At 40.7% G+C, this 23182-nt stretch carries 17 protein-coding genes; 10 read left to right on the forward strand and 7 right to left on the reverse strand.

Translation table 11 applies throughout. From position 1 onward, the window contains the following. Window positions 1–5: 5 nt before the first annotated feature. Together CLV81_RS07170 and CLV81_RS07175 are read right to left on the reverse strand one after the other, a co-directional pair. Window positions 6–3890 (reverse strand): T9SS type B sorting domain-containing protein, encoded by a 3885-nt coding sequence (locus tag CLV81_RS07170; RefSeq protein WP_106144342.1) that lies wholly within the window; start codon window positions 3888–3890, stop codon window positions 6–8. Between the two features lie 358 nt (window positions 3891–4248). Then, the gene (locus tag CLV81_RS07175) at window positions 4249–6414 is read right to left on the reverse strand and encodes a DUF5723 family protein (protein WP_170068327.1); all 2166 of its coding nucleotides are present in this window, start codon (window positions 6412–6414) and stop codon (window positions 4249–4251) included. A 676-nt stretch (window positions 6415–7090) separates the two neighbouring features. On the opposite strand from CLV81_RS07175, the gene CLV81_RS07185 reads away from it, so the two are divergent. Further along, window positions 7091–8929 carry a glutamate-cysteine ligase family protein gene (locus CLV81_RS07185; protein WP_245911949.1) on the forward strand — a complete coding sequence of 613 codons (1839 nt, stop codon included), beginning with the start codon at window positions 7091–7093 and terminating at the stop codon, window positions 8927–8929. Continuing rightward, entirely contained in the window at window positions 8929–10128 is a 1200-nt protein-coding gene (locus tag CLV81_RS07190) for a succinylglutamate desuccinylase/aspartoacylase family protein (RefSeq protein WP_106144346.1), read from the forward strand. Before CLV81_RS07185 ends, CLV81_RS07190 begins: the two co-directional genes overlap by 1 nt. Before the next feature lie 6 nt (window positions 10129–10134). Here CLV81_RS07190 and CLV81_RS07195 read toward each other — a convergent pair whose 3' ends face one another. After that, the gene (locus CLV81_RS07195) at window positions 10135–10875 is read right to left on the reverse strand and encodes an HAD family hydrolase (RefSeq protein WP_106144347.1); all 741 of its coding nucleotides are present in this window, start codon (window positions 10873–10875) and stop codon (window positions 10135–10137) included. Window positions 10876–10955: 80 nt separating this feature from the next. Between CLV81_RS07195 and rpiA the strand changes: the two genes are divergently transcribed. Then, window positions 10956–11699: a ribose-5-phosphate isomerase RpiA gene (rpiA, locus tag CLV81_RS07200; protein ID WP_245911950.1), complete on the forward strand. Its 744-nt coding sequence runs from the start codon at window positions 10956–10958 to the stop codon at window positions 11697–11699. Between the two features lie 13 nt (window positions 11700–11712). Here the strand turns inward: rpiA and CLV81_RS07205 are convergent, their stop codons facing one another. Genes CLV81_RS07205 through CLV81_RS07215 form a run of 3 tightly spaced genes read right to left on the reverse strand, consistent with a single transcriptional unit; the run spans window position 11713 to window position 15389 of the window. Then, a complete protein-coding gene (locus CLV81_RS07205; protein ID WP_146129853.1) occupies window positions 11713–12576 on the reverse strand; it encodes an MORN repeat-containing protein in 864 nt (287 codons plus the stop codon). 30 nt (window positions 12577–12606) lie between these two features. After that, a complete protein-coding gene (locus CLV81_RS07210; protein ID WP_106144349.1) occupies window positions 12607–13434 on the reverse strand; it encodes a DUF2490 domain-containing protein in 828 nt (275 codons plus the stop codon). Beyond that, window positions 13431–15389: a hypothetical protein gene (locus tag CLV81_RS07215; RefSeq protein ID WP_106144350.1), complete on the reverse strand. Its 1959-nt coding sequence runs from the start codon at window positions 15387–15389 to the stop codon at window positions 13431–13433. Before CLV81_RS07215 ends, CLV81_RS07210 begins: the two co-directional genes overlap by 4 nt. A gap of 226 nt (window positions 15390–15615) precedes the next feature. Here CLV81_RS07215 and ggt point away from each other — a divergent pair, with 226 nt between their 5' ends. Beyond that, a complete protein-coding gene (gene ggt, locus CLV81_RS07220) occupies window positions 15616–17319 on the forward strand; it encodes a gamma-glutamyltransferase (protein WP_245911952.1) in 1704 nt (567 codons plus the stop codon). Between the two features lie 55 nt (window positions 17320–17374). On the opposite strand, the gene CLV81_RS07225 is transcribed toward ggt, so the two are convergent. Continuing rightward, window positions 17375–17866 carry a PAS domain-containing protein gene (locus CLV81_RS07225; RefSeq protein WP_106144352.1) on the reverse strand — a complete coding sequence of 164 codons (492 nt, stop codon included), beginning with the start codon at window positions 17864–17866 and terminating at the stop codon, window positions 17375–17377. Window positions 17867–18024: 158 nt separating this feature from the next. Here CLV81_RS07225 and CLV81_RS07230 point away from each other — a divergent pair, with 158 nt between their 5' ends. The 6 genes from CLV81_RS07230 (at window position 18025) to CLV81_RS07255 (ending at window position 23115) form a co-directional block, all read left to right on the forward strand. Continuing rightward, window positions 18025–19245, forward strand: a complete 1221-nt coding sequence (locus tag CLV81_RS07230) for a GTP-binding protein (RefSeq protein ID WP_106144353.1) — start codon at window positions 18025–18027, stop codon at window positions 19243–19245. Between the two features lie 113 nt (window positions 19246–19358). Continuing rightward, window positions 19359–19859 (forward strand): DinB family protein, encoded by a 501-nt coding sequence (locus CLV81_RS07235; RefSeq protein ID WP_211297990.1) that lies wholly within the window; start codon window positions 19359–19361, stop codon window positions 19857–19859. A 50-nt stretch (window positions 19860–19909) separates the two neighbouring features. Continuing rightward, window positions 19910–20623: a hypothetical protein gene (locus CLV81_RS07240; RefSeq protein ID WP_106144355.1), complete on the forward strand. Its 714-nt coding sequence runs from the start codon at window positions 19910–19912 to the stop codon at window positions 20621–20623. A gap of 94 nt (window positions 20624–20717) precedes the next feature. After that, entirely contained in the window at window positions 20718–22001 is a 1284-nt protein-coding gene (locus tag CLV81_RS07245) for a dipeptidase (RefSeq protein WP_106144356.1), read from the forward strand. A gap of 27 nt (window positions 22002–22028) precedes the next feature. Beyond that, the gene (locus tag CLV81_RS07250; protein WP_158259090.1) at window positions 22029–22529 is read left to right on the forward strand and encodes a DUF6702 family protein; all 501 of its coding nucleotides are present in this window, start codon (window positions 22029–22031) and stop codon (window positions 22527–22529) included. 1 nt (window position 22530) lies between these two features. Next, a complete protein-coding gene (locus CLV81_RS07255; protein ID WP_106144358.1) occupies window positions 22531–23115 on the forward strand; it encodes a HupE/UreJ family protein in 585 nt (194 codons plus the stop codon). Window positions 23116–23182: the final 67 nt, after the last annotated feature.

Here is a 23182-nt window from a genome sequence, read left to right on the forward strand (position 1 = left end):
TTGGTTTATCTGTAAAGGGTAAAATGCCCTACAAATTCACGCCCGCTACCATCATTCAACTGGATTACATACCAATAGTCTCCAGAGGGCAGGGGTTTTGACTCATACAAGCCATCCCAACCTTGGTTCAATGGCCCCATTATATTTATTTTCCTGCCGTATCTATCAAAAATGAAGGTTTGGATATTAGGATAGGGTGAGATGTTTCTAGGTCTCCAAAAATCATTTTGACCATCACTATTTGGTGTGAAGAAGTTGGGAATATCAATACCATCAAAATTTAAGGTAATCGTTTCTATAGCCTCACAACCGTTTCCATCCAATACTCGAACTACATATGTTCTGCTCTCATCAATAGGAAAAACATTGTTCGAAGTTCCAGGTTGGTCATCAAAGAAATAGGTATAAGGAGGAGTGCCACCAGAAGCATTGGCAGTTATTTCATTAATGTTGGAATTAGTTAAATCAAGTTCTACTGGAGTTGTTTCTTCAATCGTAAAGGGAATAGTTGTTAAACAACCATTGGTATGTAAAATTGATAAGAAATGATTTCCAATGGGAATGTTTCCAAACTCTGGAGTAAGAACAAAATCATTCAATTCTGTTGAATCTAAGGCGTATAAAACTTCTGAATCTATCGATGTATTAGCAAGACTGACCATAATAGAACTATTAGGTGCTCCTGATTCACAAGAGTAAATAGGCTCTATTACGGCATCAAGATTGGGTCCCCCAGGGAGAATGTCAAATTCGGTTATAGTTTGACATCCATTACTATCCATTATGCTTATCGAATAATTTCCTGGATTTAATCCATTTATGGTAAATGATTCATTTGTAAATATCTCTACTTGTTGAGTATTGATTTGTACATTGTATGGTCCTACGCCATTTTCTATTATTATATCAATAAAACCATCACTACTTTCCCAACAAGATTCATGACTTATATCCAGTGATATGGACAATGAATTTATGGTGACCACGAAAGAGTTCTCCACGTCTGGGCAGGAGCCGTTGCCGGGGCTGAAGACGTAGAGTGTGGATGTTGCGGTTATGGCGTCCCCTGCGGAGAGGGCGCTTCCCCCACCGTTGGGCGCGTCGAAGTAGCTTCCGTTGGCCAGTGCCGGGAGGATGTATGAGTCACAGCTCTCGACGTCCGCCGGAGCGTCTGCGATGGGAGTGGTGTTTATGGTGACCACGAAAGAGTTCTCCACGTCTGGGCAGGAGCCGTTGCCGGGGCTGAAGACGTAGAGTGTGGATGTTGCGGTTATGGCGTCCCCTGCGGAGAGGGCGCTTCCCCCACCGTTGGGCGCGTCGAAGTAGCTTCCGTTGGCCAGTGCCGGGAGGATGTATGAGTCACAGCTCTCGACGTCCGCCGGAGCGTCTGCGATGGGAGTGGTGTTTATGGTGACAGTCATAGTTGCGGAGTCAGAAGGGCAGGCCCCCGTAGATGAGACGGTATAGGTGAAGTCGTAGTTTCCCTGTCCGATGGCGGAGAAGTCTATGTTGGAAGGGTCCACCACTACAGAGTTGATCCCATTGCCGAAGGCATCGTCGAAGTCTCTCCATGTGCCCCCGCTGTCAGCGCCCGCGAGCTGTGCGTTCAAGTCGTATGGTGTTGGGTCACCCCCACAGAGGTCGAGGTGGGTGGCCGTCCCAGCCTCATTTGTGGCGTCGATGGTAAGGTTGAAACTCTCTTCATCAAAACAGTTCGGGGTGGTGCCAGTTTCATCGTATATGTAGTACGTACCGGATGACGTGAGCACATTGTTGGGAGCATACTGGGTGCCCGTTCCACCGGGGCCGTCATAGTACGCCTCGTTGCCCGTAAGGTTAGCCCCCGTTATCGCTGGAAGGGTGTAACTGTCGCAAACTGTGGGGTCAGGTGTCAAATCGTCGATATCGGGGCTCAGGTTGACCGTTAGCACAAAGGTCTCTTCATCAAAACAGTTCGGGGTAGTACCAGTTTCATCGTATATGTAGTACGTACCGGATGACGTGAGCACATCGTTCGGGGCGTACTGGGTGCCCGTTCCACCGGGGCCGTCATAGTACGCCTCGTTGCCCGTAAGGTTAGCTCCCGTTATCGCCGGAAGGGTGTAACTGTCGCATACCAATGGATTAGTTGGCAGGGCGTTGATATCTGGTGTTTCGTCAATGTATCCAACAGTAAATACTTCTAGATGATTGAAGTTTACATTATCAAAATAGACGTTACCAGCCAAATCAATGCTAGTGGCATCAATTTGAGTTATAGGTCCGGTAGCAAAATTACCATCCAAATCGTTATCAATAAGTAGTTTAAGGGTACAACTGCCATTACTTAGTATATCAGAACTACTGAGGTTTATCCTAACACTAACATTTGCTATTGGATTGGAAGCTGATCTTACTGCCTGTACTCTCCACTCTCTTTCAATTCTGGAGTCAATCCCCACGGGTAGTTCTATGTTTGATTGGTTAATGGTCTGATTATCGTTTGCCCAAATCAAATAGTTATGTTCATAAGGATTTAAGCTTCCCGTTATTTGTCCATCGATTGTTGTTCTAGTCAAATCGAGATTGTCCGTGGAAAAATCACTATTGGTGGACATAGTGACAATGGCATCAGAGTTAACGCTTTTTGATATTCTTTGATCAATGTAATAACGTAGGCTCAATCCGCCCCCAGTATCTTTGAACCTGTCTTTACCCAATCCAGCAATATCATGCTGATAAATTGGGTCTGCCTGCCAAATAATGGAACCATCTGCCGCTAGATAATTATATGTTGCATGGCCTCCAATACTTCCCAACTGTGTCCCATTACTCAAGGTTATTCCGTATTTGATTGCCAGATAGGATTCTACTCTTTGCCTTTGATTTGCACTCATACTAAAATCGGCTAGCAATATCTCTGCAACATCCCCTGTCAGGTTTCTGTTTGAGTCGTTGCTATTAAAATGTTTTCCTACCCGGTTAAAGTAAAACAAGTCGTTGTCCGCAAGGGGATGGTTACGCGTAACCGAAATGTCAGGAATTCCATTTACCGTAGTGGTTAGTCTTTCAGCGTTCATTAAAGCTGTTCTTGTAAATACTCCGATGGCAGGCTCTGCTAAAAGATTTATGCCACCACTCACAAAGAATTCACCGGCATCTACCATAGATACTGGGTTCCATGTTCGACCTACTGAAAAACGACTTCCATCAGAAACACCCAGAGATAGGTTAGTGGTCCAATTATTTTGATTGAAAGTTTCATGTTGTATATCAACGTCACCCCCGAACAATAACCTTTGGGTTTCAGCTGAGTTACCCATACCCCGTGCTCTAAAAACTACAAATATGGTTACGTTTCCGCGTGAGTTTGACCTGAAATGTAATGCTTGACCATCGCCACTACCATCAAACTCAACGATGGGATTAAAGTTCATATTATCGGCATCATTTCTTCTGACTGTGGGCAAACCAGGAGTCGATCCTGAAGGTGTTAAGAATTGGGCAAGACCACCGCTGTTGGGAGTGGGGTAATCAAAACCAGGTGGGCTTCCAAAAGGGTCATTGGGATAATCCACCGGATTAGGATTCGGTATCAAATTCTGTTCGGTAAAATATACAATATCATACCATGTGTTGACTGAATTACCATCTTGCCCCAATGTTGTTATCGGATTGGGATTTGACAGTCCAAAGCCATTGGTGGGGGAGTTGATTCCCTTTCCTGCACTGAACCATGTATCTATTTGTTGCGCATGATTATGGAGTGAAATAAATAGAAATAAAAAAAGGAAGATGGATTTAGAATATCTTGACGATAATTCATCCTGATTGGAGAAAAACTTAATGGATGGTTTTTTTCTTCTGGAGGAAAGAAAATATAGCAATGCAGCAAGTAGTTTTTTAGTCATAAGCAATTGATTTGGGGTTTGGATGTTGCCCTTTTGAAGAACTATCCATTATAAAAGAAGAAAAAGTGTTTTGGATATCGATTTACGAATTCATCAATAGCTTGTGGTAATTGACGAATGGCCGAGCTGAGGCAACAAAGAATTTTGTATATACTTCAATTGCAATGCTTTAACAAGAAAATTAACGCAAAATTCTTAAAGATGGATTAAGCAAAAAAACCATCAAGAGAGATGCTTGATGGTTTCCATTGTGATCGTAGCTTAGAGAACACAGTTTGCCAAATAATAGTAGTAAATAACTAGAGCTTGCTTACGACCACGTTAAGTATCTGGTTAATCTAGACCCTTCCTTATTTTTTTACTTAATTAGGTTAATTTCTACTCTTCTATTTTGTTTTCTCCCACTTCGGGTCGCATTATTCGCTATAGGTTTCTCTTCACCGAAACCTATTGCTTTCAATCTATTAGGGCTGATGCCTTTGCCTATCAAGAAATCACGCACAGAATTAGCTCTTGCTTCAGAGAGTTTTTGATTGCTGGAACTACTTCCTACACTATCGGTATGACCTTCTACTGTAAAAACAGCCAATGGGTATTCATTTAATATTTGGATGATGTCCACTATCGTTATCACAGATTCAGATTTTATTGTCGCTTTTCCAGTATCAAAAAGGATTGTTCTTGCGTAATCGTTCAATTGTTTTTGAACTTCTTCGGTCACTTCCGGACAACCATTGTTGGATACAGGACCTGCCGTATTCGGACAGGCATCATCGACATCGGGCAGGTTATCCCCATCTGTATCTGGACATCCTTGGTGTTTTGGAGTCCCAGGAATATCTGGACAACGGTCTTCGTCATCAATTATGCCATCATTGTCTGAGTCTGGACACCCATTGTATTTAGCAACACCGGGAGTTTTTGGACATTGATCATCTTTGTCAAGAACGCCATCTCCATCCGTATCTTTCCAGGGGCAACCTTTGTTTTTCAATGGCCCTTTGGTATCCGGGCAATCATCTTCTTTATCCAACACACCGTCTTTGTCCCTATCTTCCCAAGGACATCCATTGTTTTCCAATGGCCCAGCTATTTTTGGACAGGCATCCGATTTATCTTCTATACCATCGCCGTCCTTGTCCTTAAGTGTCTTCTGATATATGGGGACTTTTAGACCCGCATATATGTCAAGGGATTGTGCGTCGTTTCCAAGCAAAGAGGTAATTATTGAACCGGAACCTAAGTACAACGGTCCTACCCTTAAACCAGCTCCCCATAGGAAACCTATATCTTCCACCATGCGTAAAGGAGAGTAAATACTGAGCCATTTTCTTTCTAAACGTGGAGAAAGGGATATCTCGTTTAAAATACGGTTTGAGTTGAGTTTATCGGTTCGAATCAAAGACAAATCCGTATTGAGATTTAGATAAAACAATGAATTGATGTTCCAATCAATATTTGTATGAAACGCGGCAGGTAATTGAGAATCTACTGGGTTGTTTTGTGATTCAATCAGGTTAAAGTTATTTCTAATTGCCTCTTCCAAATCCTGTCCGTCAAAGTTGTCAATGCTCTGAGTTCCGCTCAAATCATATATTTCATTAAAGCCATCACGGTTGTTTATTTTTGAAATATCCGTGATAGATGCGCCAATCTTCAATTTGTATTTATTGATCCCTCGGTTGGAAACTGGTTTTCCATCTTTGATCAATTGACTATTTACCTGATGTTCAGGTCTCCATTCATAGACCAGGCCTAAATCGAACCCGAAGCCACTTGCATTACCAAATTCGAGAAAGTTATCAAAGTCAACTCCGGTATTGAAATCATATTCACCATACGTTAACTGCCCTGAAGTTGTAATCAATCTGGTATCGGCATCATAATCCAGTGTTATATCTTCTCCCCTTATATATGCGTTTTGAACTCCTACCAGATATTTTAGAGTTATACCTCCCTTTAGGAAATGTTGTTCTTTTTCCAGTATGGTCCTTGCGTATGTAAATCCAAATTCAGTCCAAACATTTATACTTCCTGTAAAACTTCCTTCATTTATAAAAAAGCTTTCATTTTCATTAAAACCACCTTCTTTATCAATGATTTCCCCGTTCACATCATTTAAATTAAAAAAGGTTCTAGCTCTGGAATATAATGCTATTGAGTTCTTCTCATTTAAACTCAACATAAAGGATGGACCCAGTATGTCGAGATTACTTGCTAGGAAATTACTTTCATTAGCTGTTTGACTCGCTTTATCAAAGACATCATCGATGTCATCAAATGCGTCACTTAGATTTACCCCTATGTAGTCATTTCCGAAGAAGCCACTCACTCCTATGAGGTTAATGTCTAACTTGGTTCTTGAGTCAGCAATAGTGGCGGGGTTGGAAAGCACTCCGTGTACTCCGTTATAGTTATCTGCTAAATATCCAATATATGATTGCGCACTACCCATGCAATAGCATAAAAATGCGATACTAAGCAAACACTTCTTAAAATTTATAGTTCTTGGTCTTTTATGCATGATTCTTGGTTTTAAGATTGTTTATTGATAGGATTAAGATTGACTTAAAACTGGAGCAAATAGAAGACAAATAGAGTTTGTTTTATGGGTAAAATCCACGTAGCAAGGCTTTCAATTGATGGATTAACGGTTTGGCTTAACGGTATGGTTTTGAGTTGGGAAAAGGATGGCATCAAAATTTGAGGTTTTGCCTAATGCTACATACCTGTAAACAAAAAACCATTGTCACCAAGGAATTTCAATTCCTTGGTGCAATGGAAACCTCAACTAAACTAAACACTTTTTTGACCAAACAATCCAAAAGTGCATTACTAACTACTAGTCCGTCAATTGATTTACAAAACCAAAATAAAGACGTAATTGCTATACAAATGTAGAAAGGTGATTTGCCTAATACTGACTTCAATTAACGAATGTAGGGTTTCACTTTACGGATACAGGAGATGGACCAGTAACTGGATAACCTAATCGTATGTTTTTTCTCTAGTTCGAAATCGATTCATCATCTTTAAGAGTTTCAATCAACCAAGTCATAGCAATATGATATATCAACGAGTATATGGTAATCCGCATATAGCAATAAGCGCGCTTTGGATGAATCCTACTGATAATTGTCATGTTTTCATCAATATTGGATGGTTAGCTTTGTTCGTCAAGTAGTTATACCATGGGTGAAATGATAAAACAACGCTCTCAGAATACTACGGAGCGTATGGCTTTTGTGCAACACCTAATCAATGACGTAAAGGCTTTGGAGTTGCTCTTAAAAAACGGAAGTTTTGAGGATGATATAGTACGTATAGGAGCCGAACAGGAGCTATGTCTTATTGATCAGGAATATAGGCCATATGGTGTGAATCTAAAATTACTTGAGGCCATTAATGATGACCATTTTACCACAGAATTGGCCAATTACAACATTGAAATCAATTTGGACCCTTTTGAACTCAAAGGGAACTGTTTCAACTTGGTGGAGCAGCAGTTACGAAGTTTGTTGCAAAAAGCTGCTGAAAAGGCGGATGGCATGGGTGCTAAACTACTACTGGCTGGAATTTTACCGACCATAGGAAAAAAAGAGGTAGGGTTGGAATACCTAACCCCGATACCTCGATATTTTGCCTTGAACGATATGCTCAAAGCATACAAGGGTGGTGATTTCAACTTGAAGATTCGAGGGGTAGATGAGTTGTTTTTAAAGCATGATTCGGTAATGTTTGAAGCTTGTAATACCAGCTTTCAATTACATTTGCAAATACCCACATACGATTTTATCTCAAGCTATAATTGGGCCCAGGCCATTGCCGGCCCAGTACTTTCGGTATGTTGTAATTCGCCCATGCTCATGGGCAGGGAGCTTTGGAAAGAAACCCGTATTGCTCTCTTTCAGCAGAGTCTGGATACCCGAAAAACAGCGCATGCCCTTAAAAATCAGACACCCAGAGTAGGATTTGGGGATGATTGGGAAACTGGTAGCGTTGCAGAAATCTTCAAAAAAGATATTTCCAAGCACAGAATTCTTTTGACAAAACACATCGAGGAAAATTCTTTGGATATAGTTAAAAGTGGAAGAATTCCTAAGCTGCCCGCCCTATGCTTGCACAATGGTACGGTCTACCGATGGAACAGACCCTGTTATGGTGTAGGAGGTGGAAAACCACACCTCCGCATAGAAAATCGATATATCCCTTCAGGGCCGTCGGTATTGGATGAGATGGCAAACTTTGCATTTTGGGTGGGATTAATGAGAGGGAGGCCACGGTCTTTTGATGATATGGCTTCCCATATGGACTTTAAATCGGCCAAGACCAATTTCATAAAGGCGGCGCGTACGGGTAAGGAAACTCTCTTTTCTTGGTGTGGAGAAGCCTACAGTGCCAAAAAATTGGTTTTGAACAAATTACTTCCTATAGCTTACAAAGGATTACATAGATGTGGAATTGACGAGGAAGACGTTGAGCGGCTTTTGGGTGTAATTGAAGCCAGAACCAATGGTAGGACCGGTGAGCAATGGCAAGTGGCCAATATAAGAGAGCTGAAAAAAAGGTATAGAACAGATAAGTCTTTGGTGTTGTTGACAAAGCATATGGTGGAGAACCAGACGGAAAATCTGCCTATTCACCTTTGGAAAGATATTGACCTAAAGGAAATCAAGAGAAAACCAAAACTGGTCAAAGAAATCATGACCTCACATGTACTAAAACTCTATGAGGATGATTATGTAAGTATGGCCATGGCCATTATGGAGTGGAATCAAATCCATCACATTCCAGTGGAAAATGATCAAGGCGAATTGGTTGGACTTCTTACATGGAGTTATTTGGAATCTTTGGACAAATCAATTGATTTCGAAAAAACGACTGTTGCAGATGTTATGATAACCAGGATAGTTTCCGTTTCTCCGGACGAAAAAATTGAAAGTGCCAGCGCGATTCTGAAAAAGCATGAAATAGGTTGCCTTCCCATTGTTCTTGGTAAAACTATCGTTGGAATTCTAAGTAAATCTGATTTAGTTTGATGACTCAGCATTCTAATCCTTATACTTCCGTCACAGAAAATGTGCATCGTGTTATTGGCCATTTAAAGGGAGCTAAAGATGGTCCAACCATTGTTTTTTTTGGAGGAATCCATGGGAATGAGCCGGCTGGAGTAATTGCTTTGAAACAAGTATTTGAAAAACTGCAAGGAAGCAAGGAATCCCTCCACGGTGAGTTTATTGGACTAACAGGAAATCTAAAAGCCCTGAAAGAAGGGGTCCGTTTTATTGATGAGGACCTAAATAGAATTTGGCTTCCAAATCAATTAGAGGCACAGAAAGAAATTTCTAAAACCTTAAACGCCGAAGAGGAGGAAATGGTCGAACTCCATTCCCTTATTGAGCAAATTATTAATGGATTAAGCCCCCCCTTTTATTTTATTGATTTGCACACAACTTCTGGGGAAACGGAACCTTTTATTGTGATGAATGATAGCTTGCTAAACCGAAGTTTTACCTCAAATTATCCTTTGCCTGCAATATTGGGTATTGAAGAATACCTTACAGGTGCTTTGTTAAGTCATATTAATGAAATGGGGCATGTTGCCTTTGGTTTTGAAAGTGGACAACATTCCGATGAAAAGGCCATTGTGAACGCTTTTCACTTTATTGAATATACACTTGGGCTTGTAGGGTTTATTCCTATGGAGAAAGTTGATCTTAAAGGAATAAGAGCAAAGCTTCAACAGAATAGTGAAGCACCCCATCGCTTTTTTGAAATTTATTATCAGCACCTAATTCAAAAAGGAACCTCGTTCAAAATGCTCCCTGGGTTTGTCAATTTTCAGTCTGTACCCAAAGGGATGTCCATTGCCATGAACGGAAATGGACTAATAAAAACAGATAAAAGAAGGCAAATTTTTATGCCCCTATATCAGGACAAGGGATATGAGGGCTTCTATTTTATAAGAAGAATCCCTCTGTTTTATCTTTGGCTTTCCAAATACCTGAGAAAACTTAAAGTTGATGGATGGTTGTCCTACTTACCTGGAGTACGTTGGGCTTCATCAAAGAAGGAGGCTTTGATCTTGGATAAAAGAATCGCCCGTTTTTTTGCAAAATCTTTCTTCCATTTATTGGGGTATAGAGCTCGGGAAATGGATGAAACCCAACTTCTGCTTAAAAATAGGGAGCGCAATTCCAAGACTGCTTTTTACAAGAATGCGCCATGGCGCAAGTAAAACATCTTAACCTTCGGTACCAAGACTCTCAATAAAACCAAAAACTCTGGATTCCAATTCTTCAAGCTGATCGACAATGAACTTTGGTTCCAAAAGATTACAATCATGAACCGACTTTCTCGTAATATCATTGGTAACTGCAAAAACGGACATGTTAGCATTTTGAGCGGCCTTTACGCCATTGGCCGAATCTTCAATCACCAGACATTCTTCAGGTTTTAATCCCAGAATTTTTTTTGCTTTGTTATAAATATCGGGTTCTGGTTTTCCTTGTTCAACATCATCACGAGTCAATACCAAATTGAATTTGTCAAAAATCCCCATGGTTTGGGTGACTTTTTTAGCTTCTGGAAGATGAGACATTGTAGCAAGCACAAGAGTATATTCTTCGCTATACAATCTATGAAACAAACCAAGGGTAAAGGAACAGAAATGATTGGACAAGAGTTCAGTGTCATCTAGGATTTCCCTGTATACTTTTAGTCGTTTTTCTATTAGTTTTTCTTCAATCGACAGAACATCCTCTGTATCCAAAAAATGGGTTAACTGAGGCATATATCGTTTTGCCAATCCGCTCACTACCTCCTGTCGTGATAGACCCACGAATTGGTAGAAAACATCCAAAACGTGTTCCTTTGCCACCTTATTTTGGGTCAATTCATTAATTGCCGCAGCATAAGAAGTGGCTTTTAGGACCTCAGTTTGGATTAGTGTTCCATCCAAATCAAAAATTACCGCTTTGATCATGTTACTCAGGATTTTCCGAAAGTACAGCAAGCTAGGGGTTTCAAGTGGGAAAAAGAAACGTATTACATCTTCATAACAAAATGATAAGCTATGAATGCTCGCAATTCAATACTTTTAATGCAAAAGAAAGATATCCCATGCCGAACACTGAAAAAGAAAAGCAATTGGCGGCTGAAGCTTCCGTGAAATTTGTAAAGGATGGAATGGTTGTGGGGTTGGGAACGGGTTCTACAGCAGAATTCATGATTCGGCAGCTTGGAGAAAAAGTTGCAAATGGCCTTTCGATGACAGGGGTTCCTTCTTCGGAAAGAACAGCAAATTTGGCTCAGGAGCTTGGAATTCCCTTGACCCCCTTGGACAAAGTGGATAAGCTTGACCTCTATATCGATGGGGCTGATGAGATAGATGCACAATTCAACATGATAAAAGGAGGAGGAGGAGCGTTACTACGTGAAAAAATATTGGCCTACAATTCAAAATTCAATGTTATCATTGTTGATTCCAGTAAAAAAGTGGAAAGTTTAGGGAAGTTCAGATTACCCTTGGAAGTAATTCCTTTGGCACACAAAAAAGTAGTTGACCAACTTATACAACTTGGACTAAATCCTATACTGCGGAAATTGGATAATTCGGAGTACAGGACAGATGAGAACAATTTTATTCTGGATATTAATATATCAGGCCAGAAAAACCTGAAAGATCTAAATACAAGGCTTTTGGAAATACCGGGAGTGGTTGAAACCGGACTTTTTTTAGACTACGTAAATGTTTTGATTTTAGGAAGAGCTGGGGATGTTGAAGTCACCCATGTTAATAGAAATTAAAACCAAGACTATTTTATTTACGACGCCTATTGGGTTCTTGTACAAGTTCGTCATCTTCCCAAATCCCGCTGGCAACTATATCTCCTTTTTTGCCATAGAAAATACCTTCTCCAAAGCGTTCATCCGCTTTCCAATGACCTACGTATTTTTCCCCATTTGGCCAGTAGTAAGTGCCTTGGCCATCTCGTTTGTCATTAATATAAGTGCCCTCATAGGATTGACCATCGGGCCAATAAAATGTGCCTTGGCCGTGCCTTTGATTATTTTTCCATTGTCCTTCATAACGACTTCCTGTGCTAAGTAAGGCAACCCCCATACCGTTGGCTTTTTTGTCCTTAACATCACCAACGTAGTGCACAACGCTACCTTTACTGGTAATGAATGTCAAGTACTGTCCGTTGGCCTTTTTTCTCAATTGTTTTTGAAGTCTGGAGACCTGTGCTCGCATTTTTTCCATTGCAAATGTCAAAGAATCAATCGTATTGATTTCATCAGAACTAAATTCATTGACAACCTGCGGAGTCGTGTCCAAAACCGCCAAGTGATTGGAATCGGTATTATTTTTTTTGGTTTGAAGGGCCAAAAAAGTCTTGGCAAAAGCCATTCGCATTTCCAAGGCCGCACCATCACTTTCCGTTTTAGGTTCTTGCCCTTCACTGTACGACTGAATCGCATCATCGTAATTTCCACGTATTAGCAAAGAATCACCTTGTAACAGTGCTTCGTGCATAGCCAAACGTGAAAACAGATTTTGTTCGGTTTTTTGATTGACTTCAAGTTGCTGTTTTAGTGTTCTCGAGTTGGACCAAAAGTACAATGCCAAAGCTCCAAAAAAGAGAACCAAAACGTAGGTTAGTAGAGGGCGTATTTTTTTCATAGTGTCTGTCAACTATATGGATGTACGAGATTAATCACCAAAATGGATGGATGGTAGCTTATTTTTAACTTTTCTGAAATCTGGAGAGAAGTATAGATGAATACGAAATGTCCAATTTTGCTTGTAAATTCCACCATTTTCCAAGGTCTGTCCGGTTGAGTACATCAAACCAGCGGCAACAGTCAATCTCGGTTGGATAATGTACCCTAGAGTAGTGGTCAATCGTAAGTCCTCCATGGGGCTTGCCACAACAGCCTTTCCACTTTGCATGATAAGCTCTGCTTCAGGAGAAACGTAGAAAGTACCCGGTTCGAACTTATAGTTGTTCAATGGCACTTTGGCCCTGAGCATATACCTCCAGCGATTGCGGAATATATATTCACTGTTCTCGGCAAAACCTTGGGTCCATCTATGCTCTATTCGTATCCTATGATAAAACATAGTACTTCCCAACGGCATGGCATACTGATATTGATGCCAAATACGCCACTCGGGAACCACACTTCGGTCCTCAGAAGATTCATCAGTGTTGAAATTGACACGTAATACCCCTCCTAGACTTACATTAAAGCTTTTTGAATAAATATAACCAATGGCATGTCTGTTATAAATCTGGCCAATTTGTCCAATGAAGGGCGTGCTTTCAGTTTCTTCAAAACGAAAGTGGGTCTGTGCATCCCAGAAAAGTCTTTTCGAAATCCGAATATTACCATAGGTATTGAACCATACCCTGCCCACAGGATCCTTGAATTCTGCTTCCTCGGGGAGTACATTTCCCTCCTGAGTGTATCCCAATGACAAGCCAAACAACAGAAATAGACTCGCTATTATACTGCTAAAAACAAAATGATTTTTCAACGTTCAGCAGTTTTAGAGTTTGACACTATCCCCAATAATTCCAGTACAGTTTCTGGGTCCTGTTCCTTTCTAAGTTTCCGTTCCAATTTCTTGGTGGGTTCATCCCGAAGCTGCAACAGACGTGTTTGAATGTCTTTGAACAATTGAAGCATGTTGGTAACGTCTTCGCATTCTACTGGTGAAGCTACCAGATCTAAAACATAAGGAACAATGATATTTTGATGGGCGGAAGTGATACGCTTCTTGATATCCTCGTCCATAATGGTAGCGGTAAAAGGATTCCAAAATGTATCTTGGTAGGCTTCATTGATGACACGCTCTCGCTCAGGAAGATTTCCTACTTCCAATGCCAGTTCTCCCAAATTTTGAAGACAGGTCAACGTGTTTTGCCCATATTCCAGTTTTTCATCCGATTCCGGCATTTCAGCATAGGTCTTCAACGTGTTTTCCTTAGTCGCTAGAATTCCATTCAAAGCCCTTTTAATGCCTAGGCGATTTGTAGTTAACAAAGTGTCTATATTGTTTTCCAAAACCTGGGTTTCCTTAACAATCAGTTCGTCAAGCTTCAAAAATTGCTGTTGTTTTTCGGCTTTTTCAAGCCATTCAGACAAACTCTTGGAAATGCTATCAAGGCTTTTCTCTGCATATGTGGCCATCTTTTGAACATTATCCAAGTCTGTTGCTCCCCTAGCGTATTCTTGAAAAGATTCTAAATCCCAATAAGAATCGGAATCCGTTTCATTGGACAATTGTATGCGTTTTTGTGGAAGTCCATTTGGCCAAATTTGGTTAGCAAGCGTTTCTTTGGGTAAAAACTCAATGATTTTTTCATCGTAAAATGAGATGAAGGCCCCGAGGGGTTCCAAGAAATCATCTTGTAATCGCGAAACTACTTTGTAGTAATAATTGGCTTTATCATTTGATCGCGCTAAAAGTTCGAGTTGCGGATTAGTTAGCAGTACATTGCTCATCTCAGCAGCGGAGCTATACGCTTTCTTTGTATTGTTAAATTGGGAGATTTCTAGACTATCGAGGGGGTAAAAGGGAGCCTTAACTTTGAAGCTGGGCATGAATTCGGATTTACCCAAATCGTTGAAAAAGTGATTGATGCTTTGATAATGTTGCGAATTCTGGCGTAAAAGCTGGTACATACCCATATCTTCTGGGTCTAAACCAGGTTGCTGTTTTTTAATGTACCACGTTACAATTTTCAAGTAGCTGTCATCCAATGCTGTAGGTTTATAAGACTTAGCTGATGTGTCAAAAACTTCTAACGTTAAGTCTCCTTCTGGGGCGGCCTTTTCAATCTTTTCCAAAAGACCATTATTGAAGTACCAGTTTTCTGAAGGTTCGTCAGATGCATCTGAATACACGGCCCAAATATCATGGGCAAACCCATCACGCAGAAAACGTCCCACGAGGGTAATTGAATCGTTTTCAATTTGAAAGCTTTTTTGAGGTATCCCTTGTTCAAAAGAAATACTACTGGAAAACAATTCCTCACTAACTTCTGAATTCTCAATTCTTGAGATTTTATAGGCCCAATCCCCATCAGGCTTTCCCTTGGTAAGATTACCCAATGCATCATGCTGAATACCGCTTACATTTACTCGATACTGGTACCCTACTACCTGACTGGATTGGTTTGAGCTGAACTCACCAAACTGAAATTTCCAAAAGCCTTCAGGATATCCTTCGTTAAAATTGCCGGAAAAAGAAAAGAAACTGTCCTTTTCTTGCAAAAGTGCATTCAGGTTGGATTTGTACATCAAGAAGCTACCCACTGGAATTGAATCGCCTTCCACTACCTCAAATGGATATTCGGCTGTACCCGTAAAACCTCCGGCGCTCAATTCTCCAGAAAAGAGTTGGGTTTGTGACTCTCCTTGGGTGGAGTAAAAGGAAAATAAAATACCTAGAATTATGCGTATAACTCCTTGGTTGAAATATTTCATGTGTTCTATACTTTTTTCTTTCCAAACTCCAAGTAGGCAGGATTGAAAAACATACGTCTTACATACGTGAAAAAATGAAGTTCGGTCTATAAAAAAATGAAAAATGTTGGATTTTTGTTTTTAGCGCTAAAAGTGTTCCCAATCGCTCAACTTATTAAGTAGAAATGAGATACTTTTTTAGGTTGAGGTTTCTGGCCGATTTTCGTACTTTACAAAGCCTAAAAAAATGATGATGAAAAACCTTTTCAGCTACCTATTTTCCTTTTTTCTTTTTATTCAATATTCCATAGCCCAAGACCGCATTACTGGTGAACCTTTTGCTACCCGTTCGGAAGTTTTAGGACAGAATGGAATGGTGGCAACAAGTCATCCACTCGCAACCCAGATTGGTCTCGATGTTCTCAAAAATGGCGGAAATGCTATTGATGCCGCTATTGCTGCAAATGCCGCATTGGGACTTATGGAGCCAACGGGATGTGGAATAGGAGGAGATTTATTTGCTATCGTTTGGGATGGGAAAACCAAAAAGCTTTATGGTCTCAATGCCAGTGGTCGTTCGCCCCAAAAACTTACATTGGAATATTTTGAAAAACAAGGGATGACTAAGATTCCATCACATGGGCCGCTACCAGTTAGTGTGCCTGGAGCAGTGGATGGATGGTTTGAACTACACGGAAAGTTTGGGTCTAAACCTATGTCAGAAATTCTCGCTCCAGCCATAGATTATGCCGAAAAGGGTTTTCCTTTGACCGAACTTATTGCTTGGTACATGCAACGTACCATTCCTTTTTTTGAATCTAAGGGCTTTCCAAATATTGAGGACACCTACAAGTCCCAAAACGGAGGTAAACTCCCAAATGAAGGGGAAATCTATAAAAATCCCTATTTGGCAAGTACTTATCTAAAAATTGCCGAAGGTGGTCGAGATGCCTTTTATAAAGGTGATATTGCCAAGGTCATTGGTAAGTTTATCAAGGAGCAGGGAGGCTTTTTATCAGCTAAAGACCTTGCGGCGCATAAATCGGAATGGGTGGAACCTGTTTCCATAAACTACAGAGGTTACGATGTATGGGAACTTCCTCCAAACGGTCAAGGAATTGCTGCTCTCCAAATGCTCCAAATATTAGAAGGTTACGATTTCTCAAACATCGAATTTGGAAGTACAGAACATCTTCATCTGTTTACCGAAGCCAAGAAACTGGCCTTTGAAGACCGAGCCAAATACTATGCTGATATGGATTTCTTTGACGTTCCGGTGGAGGAATTGTTATCAGATAACTATGCCGAAAACAGAAGGGAACAAATCGGTGAACGTGCAGGGACCTATTCCGCGGGAGAAATCTCCGCTGGGGAAACTATCTATATGACTGTGGCCGATAATGAAGGTACTATGATATCATTGATTCAAAGTAATTATAGAGGTATGGGTTCCGGTATGGCACCTCCCAAACTAGGTTTCATGCTGCAGGATAGAGGTGAATTGTTTAGTCTTAAACGGGGACAAGCCAATACCTTCGAACCTGGAAAGCGCCCCTTTCACACGATTATTCCAGCTTTTATAACCAAAGATGGCAAACCGTTTGTGAGCTTTGGTGTAATGGGTGGGGATTTTCAGCCCATGGGTCATACCCAGATTGTGATGAATCTAGTCGATTTTGGTATGAATCTACAGGAGGCTGGTGATGCTCCGCGTTGGGATCATACCGGAGGGGCAAGTCCGTTGGGAAGTACAACCGAAAATACCGGACTAATACGAACGGAGTCCGGAATTCCTTATTCAACAATTAGAGGATTAATGGATAGGGGCCATCGCATGGGAACGGCGAGAGGTATATATGGAGGGTATCAAGCTATTCTTTGGGATAACGAGAATAAGGTCTATCATGGGGCTTCAGAAAGTCGGAAGGATGGGCAAGCCGCTGGATACTAAAAGTAAGGTCATTTTTGCTTTACCTGGCAGAGAGTAAGATTTCTTTAAGGTGCGGTTATGCTGCAGCTATCTCTTTTTCCATAGCTAGGAAATGAGTAACCATTTTTTTGTCATTGAACAGGGGTAGTACGTCAATATGGCAAACGTACTCTTCACCATTCTTTCTGTAATTTATGAGGGCTTTGGTGAACCTTTTTTGTTGCTTCAATAATTCGCGTATCTCGGTTTTTGTTTCTTCAGACGTCTTTCTGCCCTGCAAAAAAGTTGGGCGCTTTCCAACAGCAAAGCTCTTGGAGTAACCTGTCATTTGATTAAACCCATGGTTGGCCCATATAATTGTTTTCCTCACATCGGTAACCACCAAAGCCTGATAAGGGGTTGTTTGTAATATATTAACGACGGAAGGTTCCAAATCGCGTTTCAGTATACCCTTTAACTCTGATAAGTCATTTTCAAGTCTCAACTTTTTGCACAAAGCGTGGAAGTTCTCAAGATAAAAATCAAGACTTTGAATAGGTGATAGATAACTCTTTCCTTTATTTTCCATGGAAAACTCTTAATGATTCATTCTAAAGGTAATAATTGTACATCCAAAATAACATAAGATTTATCATTCTTTAAAGTGTAAATGCAACTGTGTTGCATTTGAAGATAATGTATTATTTTTGTGGATACTATTCTTGATACACTTTTAAGTCTTTGTTTATGATAGAAAAGAAATTGCCCGTCACGGTTCTAAGTGGCTTTTTGGGAGCAGGAAAAACAACTTTGCTCAATCATGTCTTGCACAATAAGGAAGGCATGAAAGTGGCCGTTATTGTAAATGATATGAGCGAGGTTAACGTGGATGCAGCCTTGGTTCAAAGTGAAAATACCCTTTCCCGTACAGAAGAAAAATTAGTGGAAATGAGCAATGGTTGCATTTGCTGTACACTACGGGAAGATCTGATGATTGAGGTTGAGCGCTTGGCCAAAGAAAATCGATTTGATTACCTACTTATTGAAAGTACGGGAATCAGTGAACCGGTTCCAGTGGCGCAAACTTTTTCTTTTGTCGATGAAGAAAACAATATTGACCTATCCCGCTTTAGTTATGTGGATACCATGGTGACCGTAGTGGATGCTTTCAACTTTTTCAAGGATTTTGGAAGTCCTGAAACCCTAATGGACAGGGACCTTACGGATATTGAAGGTGACTATAGGACCATTGTTAATTTGCTAACCGATCAAATTGAGTTTGCAAACGTCATAGTACTGAATAAAACTGATTTGGTTTCTGATGATACTTTAAAAGTATTGCGAGCCATAATGAAGAAACTCAACCCAACAGCTCAAGTTATAGAATCTGAGTTCAGCAAAGTGAATCCAAAGTCAATTCTAAATACCGGTCTTTTCGATTTTGAGGAAGCAGAACAGAGTGCGGGATGGATTGAAGAACTCAAAAAGGACGAGCACACCCCAGAAACTGAGGAGTATGGAATAAGTTCTTTTGTATACCGCAGTAAAAAACCGTTTGACCCGGTTCGTTTTTGGCAATATGTACAACATAAATTCCCAAGTACGATTATTCGAAGTAAAGGATTGTTTTGGCTTGCCTCGCGTCCCGACCAAGCTTTGATTTGGGGCCAGGCAGGAGGGTCTTTGAGAGCCGATAGTGCTGGTGTGTGGTGGAGTAGTATGGAGTTTAGGCAACGTGCGCAGTATCTAGCGTTTTTGGAGAATCAAGAGCAAATTGAAGAGGATTGGGACTCCAACTTTGGAGACAGGAAAAACGAAATTGTGTTCATTGGTCAGAGTATGGACGAACAGAGTATTCGACATCATTTAGATGCTTGTTTGGCAACGGATGAAGAAATTGAGTCAAATGTGTGGAGACAGGGTTATGATGATGAATGGCCTGTGGAACGTGCTTACGCTATAGAATAAGAAAGTGATTTCTGTCGGGTATGAAAAGAACACATTTCGTAACAAACCTTCTGGGATTAAGTATACTTCCGTTCTGGGCATGCCAATCGGAGGATAAAACAAAGCAACCTCCCATGTTAACAAGTGATGGGGACGTTAAAAACAAAGGACAAGAAAAGGCCAAAATAAAGGAGGAGCTGCATTTGGCATGGGTGAAATCAGAAGAGATGACTCTGATCAATGTGGAGCAAATGCCTCCTGACCTTTTTACATTCAAGTATACCGAGGAAGCGATGAGTTTTTCCGAACAATGGAGACATTGTGTTATCTACACCTGCGGACAGTTAGCAGGAAGAGCCGGATTAAAAAATCCGTATGAGAATGTTAAACTTCCGGTTCAGATGACCAAAGAATCCGTGATTGAAGAGCTTAAAAAAATGTATGCTTTTGTCCGGAAATCCATCGAAGGGATGTCTATGGAGAAATTGTTATCCGAATGTGAATTTGCTGGAGATGTTATTCCAGTTTGGCGCTTATTCTATGCTATGGAAAACCATATCATTCATCATCGAGGTCAGTGTGTTGTGTACTTGCGTCTAAATGGAGTGGTCCCAAAAGGCTTTTATGGGTGGTAATGTATCACATGCAGAACGGATGAATTAAATAAACACTAAATAATACAACTATGTTACAGAGAAAATTTGCCGAAGTGGTAAAAAGTCACTTCCCTTCAGCCATTGATGCCAAAGATACTTCCATTCAATACCTCGGAAAGATGCAAATGGAGCATGATATTGACATTTCTAAGGTCCTCATGGCAACCTCTGTTTGTTCGGATGATATCAATGTACCTTCCACAACATTCTTTAACGTATTGTTCGGTCCCTTCATCATGGGTGGTCTGGGTGGACTACCGTTTGCTGGCCAAACGGGAATGACCGCTTTTGCCCACCATATTCCTGATGGAGGAAGTGCTTTTATATTCTATGGACCTCATATAGGTATCACCTTGGATGGTGACTTAGGTAAAATGTACAGACCTCGTCAGGAAGAAACTGGTAATTCTTGCGGAGCATTAATGTTGGCTTTGAACCGATTTCACGATAGCAGTTATCGCCCTGTTATTAATGATGATGACTATCAACAGATAAAACTAGAGGAGAGTCTATTGGACTATCGGGAAGATATACTTAAGAGTGAAAACAAAGAAAAGGCGATTACTGAAGCGACGTACAATATAATTGACAAAAAGATTCATAAGCACATTGTGTCATGCAAGAACGAATTCCACGTGGATAAAGTTACGCTCTTAGGTGGTATAATCATTAATACAGACTATGGACTTGATGATTATTTTGTAGCTAAGAACTTTGAGGTAATTGACTTGAAAAGCGTATAACCCTGATTGAATTGAGCTAGTGTCGGTTGCATAGTAATGTATGTAGCTTATATTGTTGTATTTTTAACTCAAACCATTCAAAAAGCTGTATACTATGAGAATTTCGTATCCATTTTATCTTGTTTTCTTTCTCTTTGCCCTCTGTTTAACCAGTTGTAAAGAGAAGAAGTCTGCCGAAAACGACAGTGCTGTTGAAACCGAAGAGGAATTGGTTGCGAGGGCTCTACAAATCCACAAAAGAGTCCTTACAGTGGATACCCATGCGGATACTCCTTTACGGATGATTGAACCGGGGTTTGATATGGCCGAAAGACATGACCCGAACGAAACAGGCTCCAAGGTTGATTATCCAAGGATGAAGGAAGGAGATTTGGATGCTATTTTCTTCGCGGCTTTTGTGGCACAGGATATTCGTGATGATGATGGCAACACAAGGGCTAAGGCTCTATGTCTTCAAATGATAGATTCTGTAGTTGCCTCCACGGAAAGAAACTCGGATGCTGTTGGTTTGGCTTTGAACCCTGATGACGCGTATGCTTTGGAAAAGGAGGGGAAAAGGGCCATTTACATTGGTATCGAAAATGGCTATCCCATTGGCAAAGACCTTTCCAACGTAGAAGAATATTTCAACAAAGGTGTACGATATATCACCTTGGTACATTCCTCAAACAACGATTTGGCCGATTCGGCGACCGACCCAAAGGGAACGGAACATGATGGTATTAGTGAATTTGGTTCCAAAGTCGTAGACGAGATGAATAGATTGGGCATTATGGTGGACGTTTCCCATGGTAACGACAGTGTATTTTATGATGCGATCAAAATGTCCAAAGCCCCGATTATTGCAAGTCACTCCAATGCTAGGGCTGTAACAAATCACCAGCGTAATATGACTGATGAAATGTTGACGCTGATGGCAGAAAATGGCGGCGTTGTACAATTGACCATGTTAGCGGACTACCTTAGGGAGGCCCCTCCAAATGCTCAGAGAGACTCCGCAATCGCTGCATTGAGGGCGAGCATGAAACCCATTAGCGAAATGACAATGGATGAACGAAAAGCCATGCGAGCATCCTTTCAGGAACTGAATGAGAAATTTCCGAATCCTCCAGCTACTGTTAAACATGTTGCCGATCATATTGACCATATCGTAAAAGTGGCAGGCATTGACCATGTAGGTATTGGATGTGATTTTGATGGTGGTGGAGGAATTGAGGGCGTCTTCGATGCCAGTGAAGTAATGAATATCACGATAGAACTGGTTAGACGTGGATATACGGAAGAACAGATTGAAAAAATTTGGGGAGGAAATCTGATTCGGGTATTTAAAGAGGTCCAAACCGTTGCCGAACAGATTCAGGCCGGTGAATCATCTTAAATCATAGGTTGTCCATTAGTGGTTAGATTGTTCTTTCTTCTTATTATGATGAGTGGCACTGTGCAGGCACTTGCACATCCTTTACGATTGTCTTTGTGTGAGATAGAATATGCTGGCAACAAACAACTACTTACCATCAATTTAAAATTGTTCCTAACCGACGTTAACGAGGCGTTGGTTTTTGACCCTTACAGTAAGGAATTAGCTTTTTGTCAACCCAATGAATCCAGCAAGGCCAATGAGCTCTTACTGGACTATTTGGACCAATTTTTTTATGTAAAAGCAAATATGCAAGTAGTTGATTTAAGAATAAAGAGCAAGAAGCTTAGTGGGGAAGGGGAGAATACTGCCCTATGGGTTTATTTTGAAATTAAACAGACCACACCTTTGAAGACTTTGGAGGTCAAAAATGCTGTTTTCACTGATTTGTTTTTTGATCAGAACAACATTGTATACGTTCATGTTAACGGAGAATCCAAAAGCATGATGCTGAATAAAAAAACACCCGTTCATCAATTGAAATTCTGATATGCATCCCTTTGAATTCTACTTAAAACTTGGATTTGAGCATATTTCCAATCTTGCTGGGTACGACCACATACTTTTTTTGGTGGTATTATGTGCTATCTATAGAATTCAGCAGTGGAAAAACATCTTGATATTGGTAACTGCCTTCACCATTGGCCATAGTGTTACTTTGGCGTTGGTATCCATGGATATTTTCACCATACCATCCAGCATCATCAAATTCCTTATCCCGGCGACCATCTTCATTACCGCATTGCATAATGTAATTGGTGTAAATCCTACCCTGGAACCCAAGCGAATGGGCCGAAATTATGTAATGGCCCTTTTCTTTGGCTTCATTCATGGAATGGACTTTTCCAATTATTTTAAAGCACTGATAATGGGAGATTCCTCTATTTTGGTTCCCTTGTTGGGCTTCAACATAGGAATCGAGTTGGGGCAATTGCTGGTTGTTTTCTTTATTGTTGGAATTGCCTTTCTATTCCTAAATGTTATTGGTACAAAACACCGCGATTGGAATGTTTTTATTTCTGGAGCTGCGGCCGGAATGTCCTTGATTTCTATGTTGGAGTACAAGTTTTGGTAAACGGGCGTGCCACAACATTTCAAAGCCCATGGTGAAGGGGCAAAAGCTTCTTCTACTTACCCTAAAT

Source organism: Flagellimonas meridianipacifica (assembly GCF_003001695.1).
Lineage (GTDB): Bacteria > Bacteroidota > Bacteroidia > Flavobacteriales > Flavobacteriaceae > Flagellimonas > Flagellimonas meridianipacifica.

Excerpts from the sequence above, each read along its gene's own strand:
- CLV81_RS07170 (WP_106144342.1), bottom strand. The coding sequence starts at position 3,890 with ATGACTAAAAAACTACTTGCTGCATTGCTATATTTTCTTTCCTCCAGA.
- CLV81_RS07175 (WP_170068327.1), bottom strand. The coding sequence starts at position 6,414 with ATGCATAAAAGACCAAGAACTATAAATTTTAAGAAGTGTTTGCTTAGT.
- CLV81_RS07185 (WP_245911949.1), top strand. The coding sequence starts at position 7,091 with ATGATAAAACAACGCTCTCAGAATACTACGGAGCGTATGGCTTTTGTG.
- CLV81_RS07190 (WP_106144346.1), top strand. The coding sequence starts at position 8,929 with ATGACTCAGCATTCTAATCCTTATACTTCCGTCACAGAAAATGTGCAT.
- CLV81_RS07195 (WP_106144347.1), bottom strand. The coding sequence starts at position 10,875 with ATGATCAAAGCGGTAATTTTTGATTTGGATGGAACACTAATCCAAACT.
- rpiA (WP_245911950.1), top strand. The coding sequence starts at position 10,956 with ATGATAAGCTATGAATGCTCGCAATTCAATACTTTTAATGCAAAAGAA.
- CLV81_RS07205 (WP_146129853.1), bottom strand. The coding sequence starts at position 12,576 with ATGAAAAAAATACGCCCTCTACTAACCTACGTTTTGGTTCTCTTTTTT.
- CLV81_RS07215 (WP_106144350.1), bottom strand. The coding sequence starts at position 15,389 with ATGAAATATTTCAACCAAGGAGTTATACGCATAATTCTAGGTATTTTA.
- ggt (WP_245911952.1), top strand. The coding sequence starts at position 15,616 with ATGATGATGAAAAACCTTTTCAGCTACCTATTTTCCTTTTTTCTTTTT.
- CLV81_RS07225 (WP_106144352.1), bottom strand. The coding sequence starts at position 17,866 with ATGGAAAATAAAGGAAAGAGTTATCTATCACCTATTCAAAGTCTTGAT.
- CLV81_RS07230 (WP_106144353.1), top strand. The coding sequence starts at position 18,025 with ATGATAGAAAAGAAATTGCCCGTCACGGTTCTAAGTGGCTTTTTGGGA.
- CLV81_RS07235 (WP_211297990.1), top strand. The coding sequence starts at position 19,359 with ATGTTAACAAGTGATGGGGACGTTAAAAACAAAGGACAAGAAAAGGCC.
- CLV81_RS07240 (WP_106144355.1), top strand. The coding sequence starts at position 19,910 with ATGTTACAGAGAAAATTTGCCGAAGTGGTAAAAAGTCACTTCCCTTCA.
- CLV81_RS07245 (WP_106144356.1), top strand. The coding sequence starts at position 20,718 with ATGAGAATTTCGTATCCATTTTATCTTGTTTTCTTTCTCTTTGCCCTC.
- CLV81_RS07255 (WP_106144358.1), top strand. The coding sequence starts at position 22,531 with ATGCATCCCTTTGAATTCTACTTAAAACTTGGATTTGAGCATATTTCC.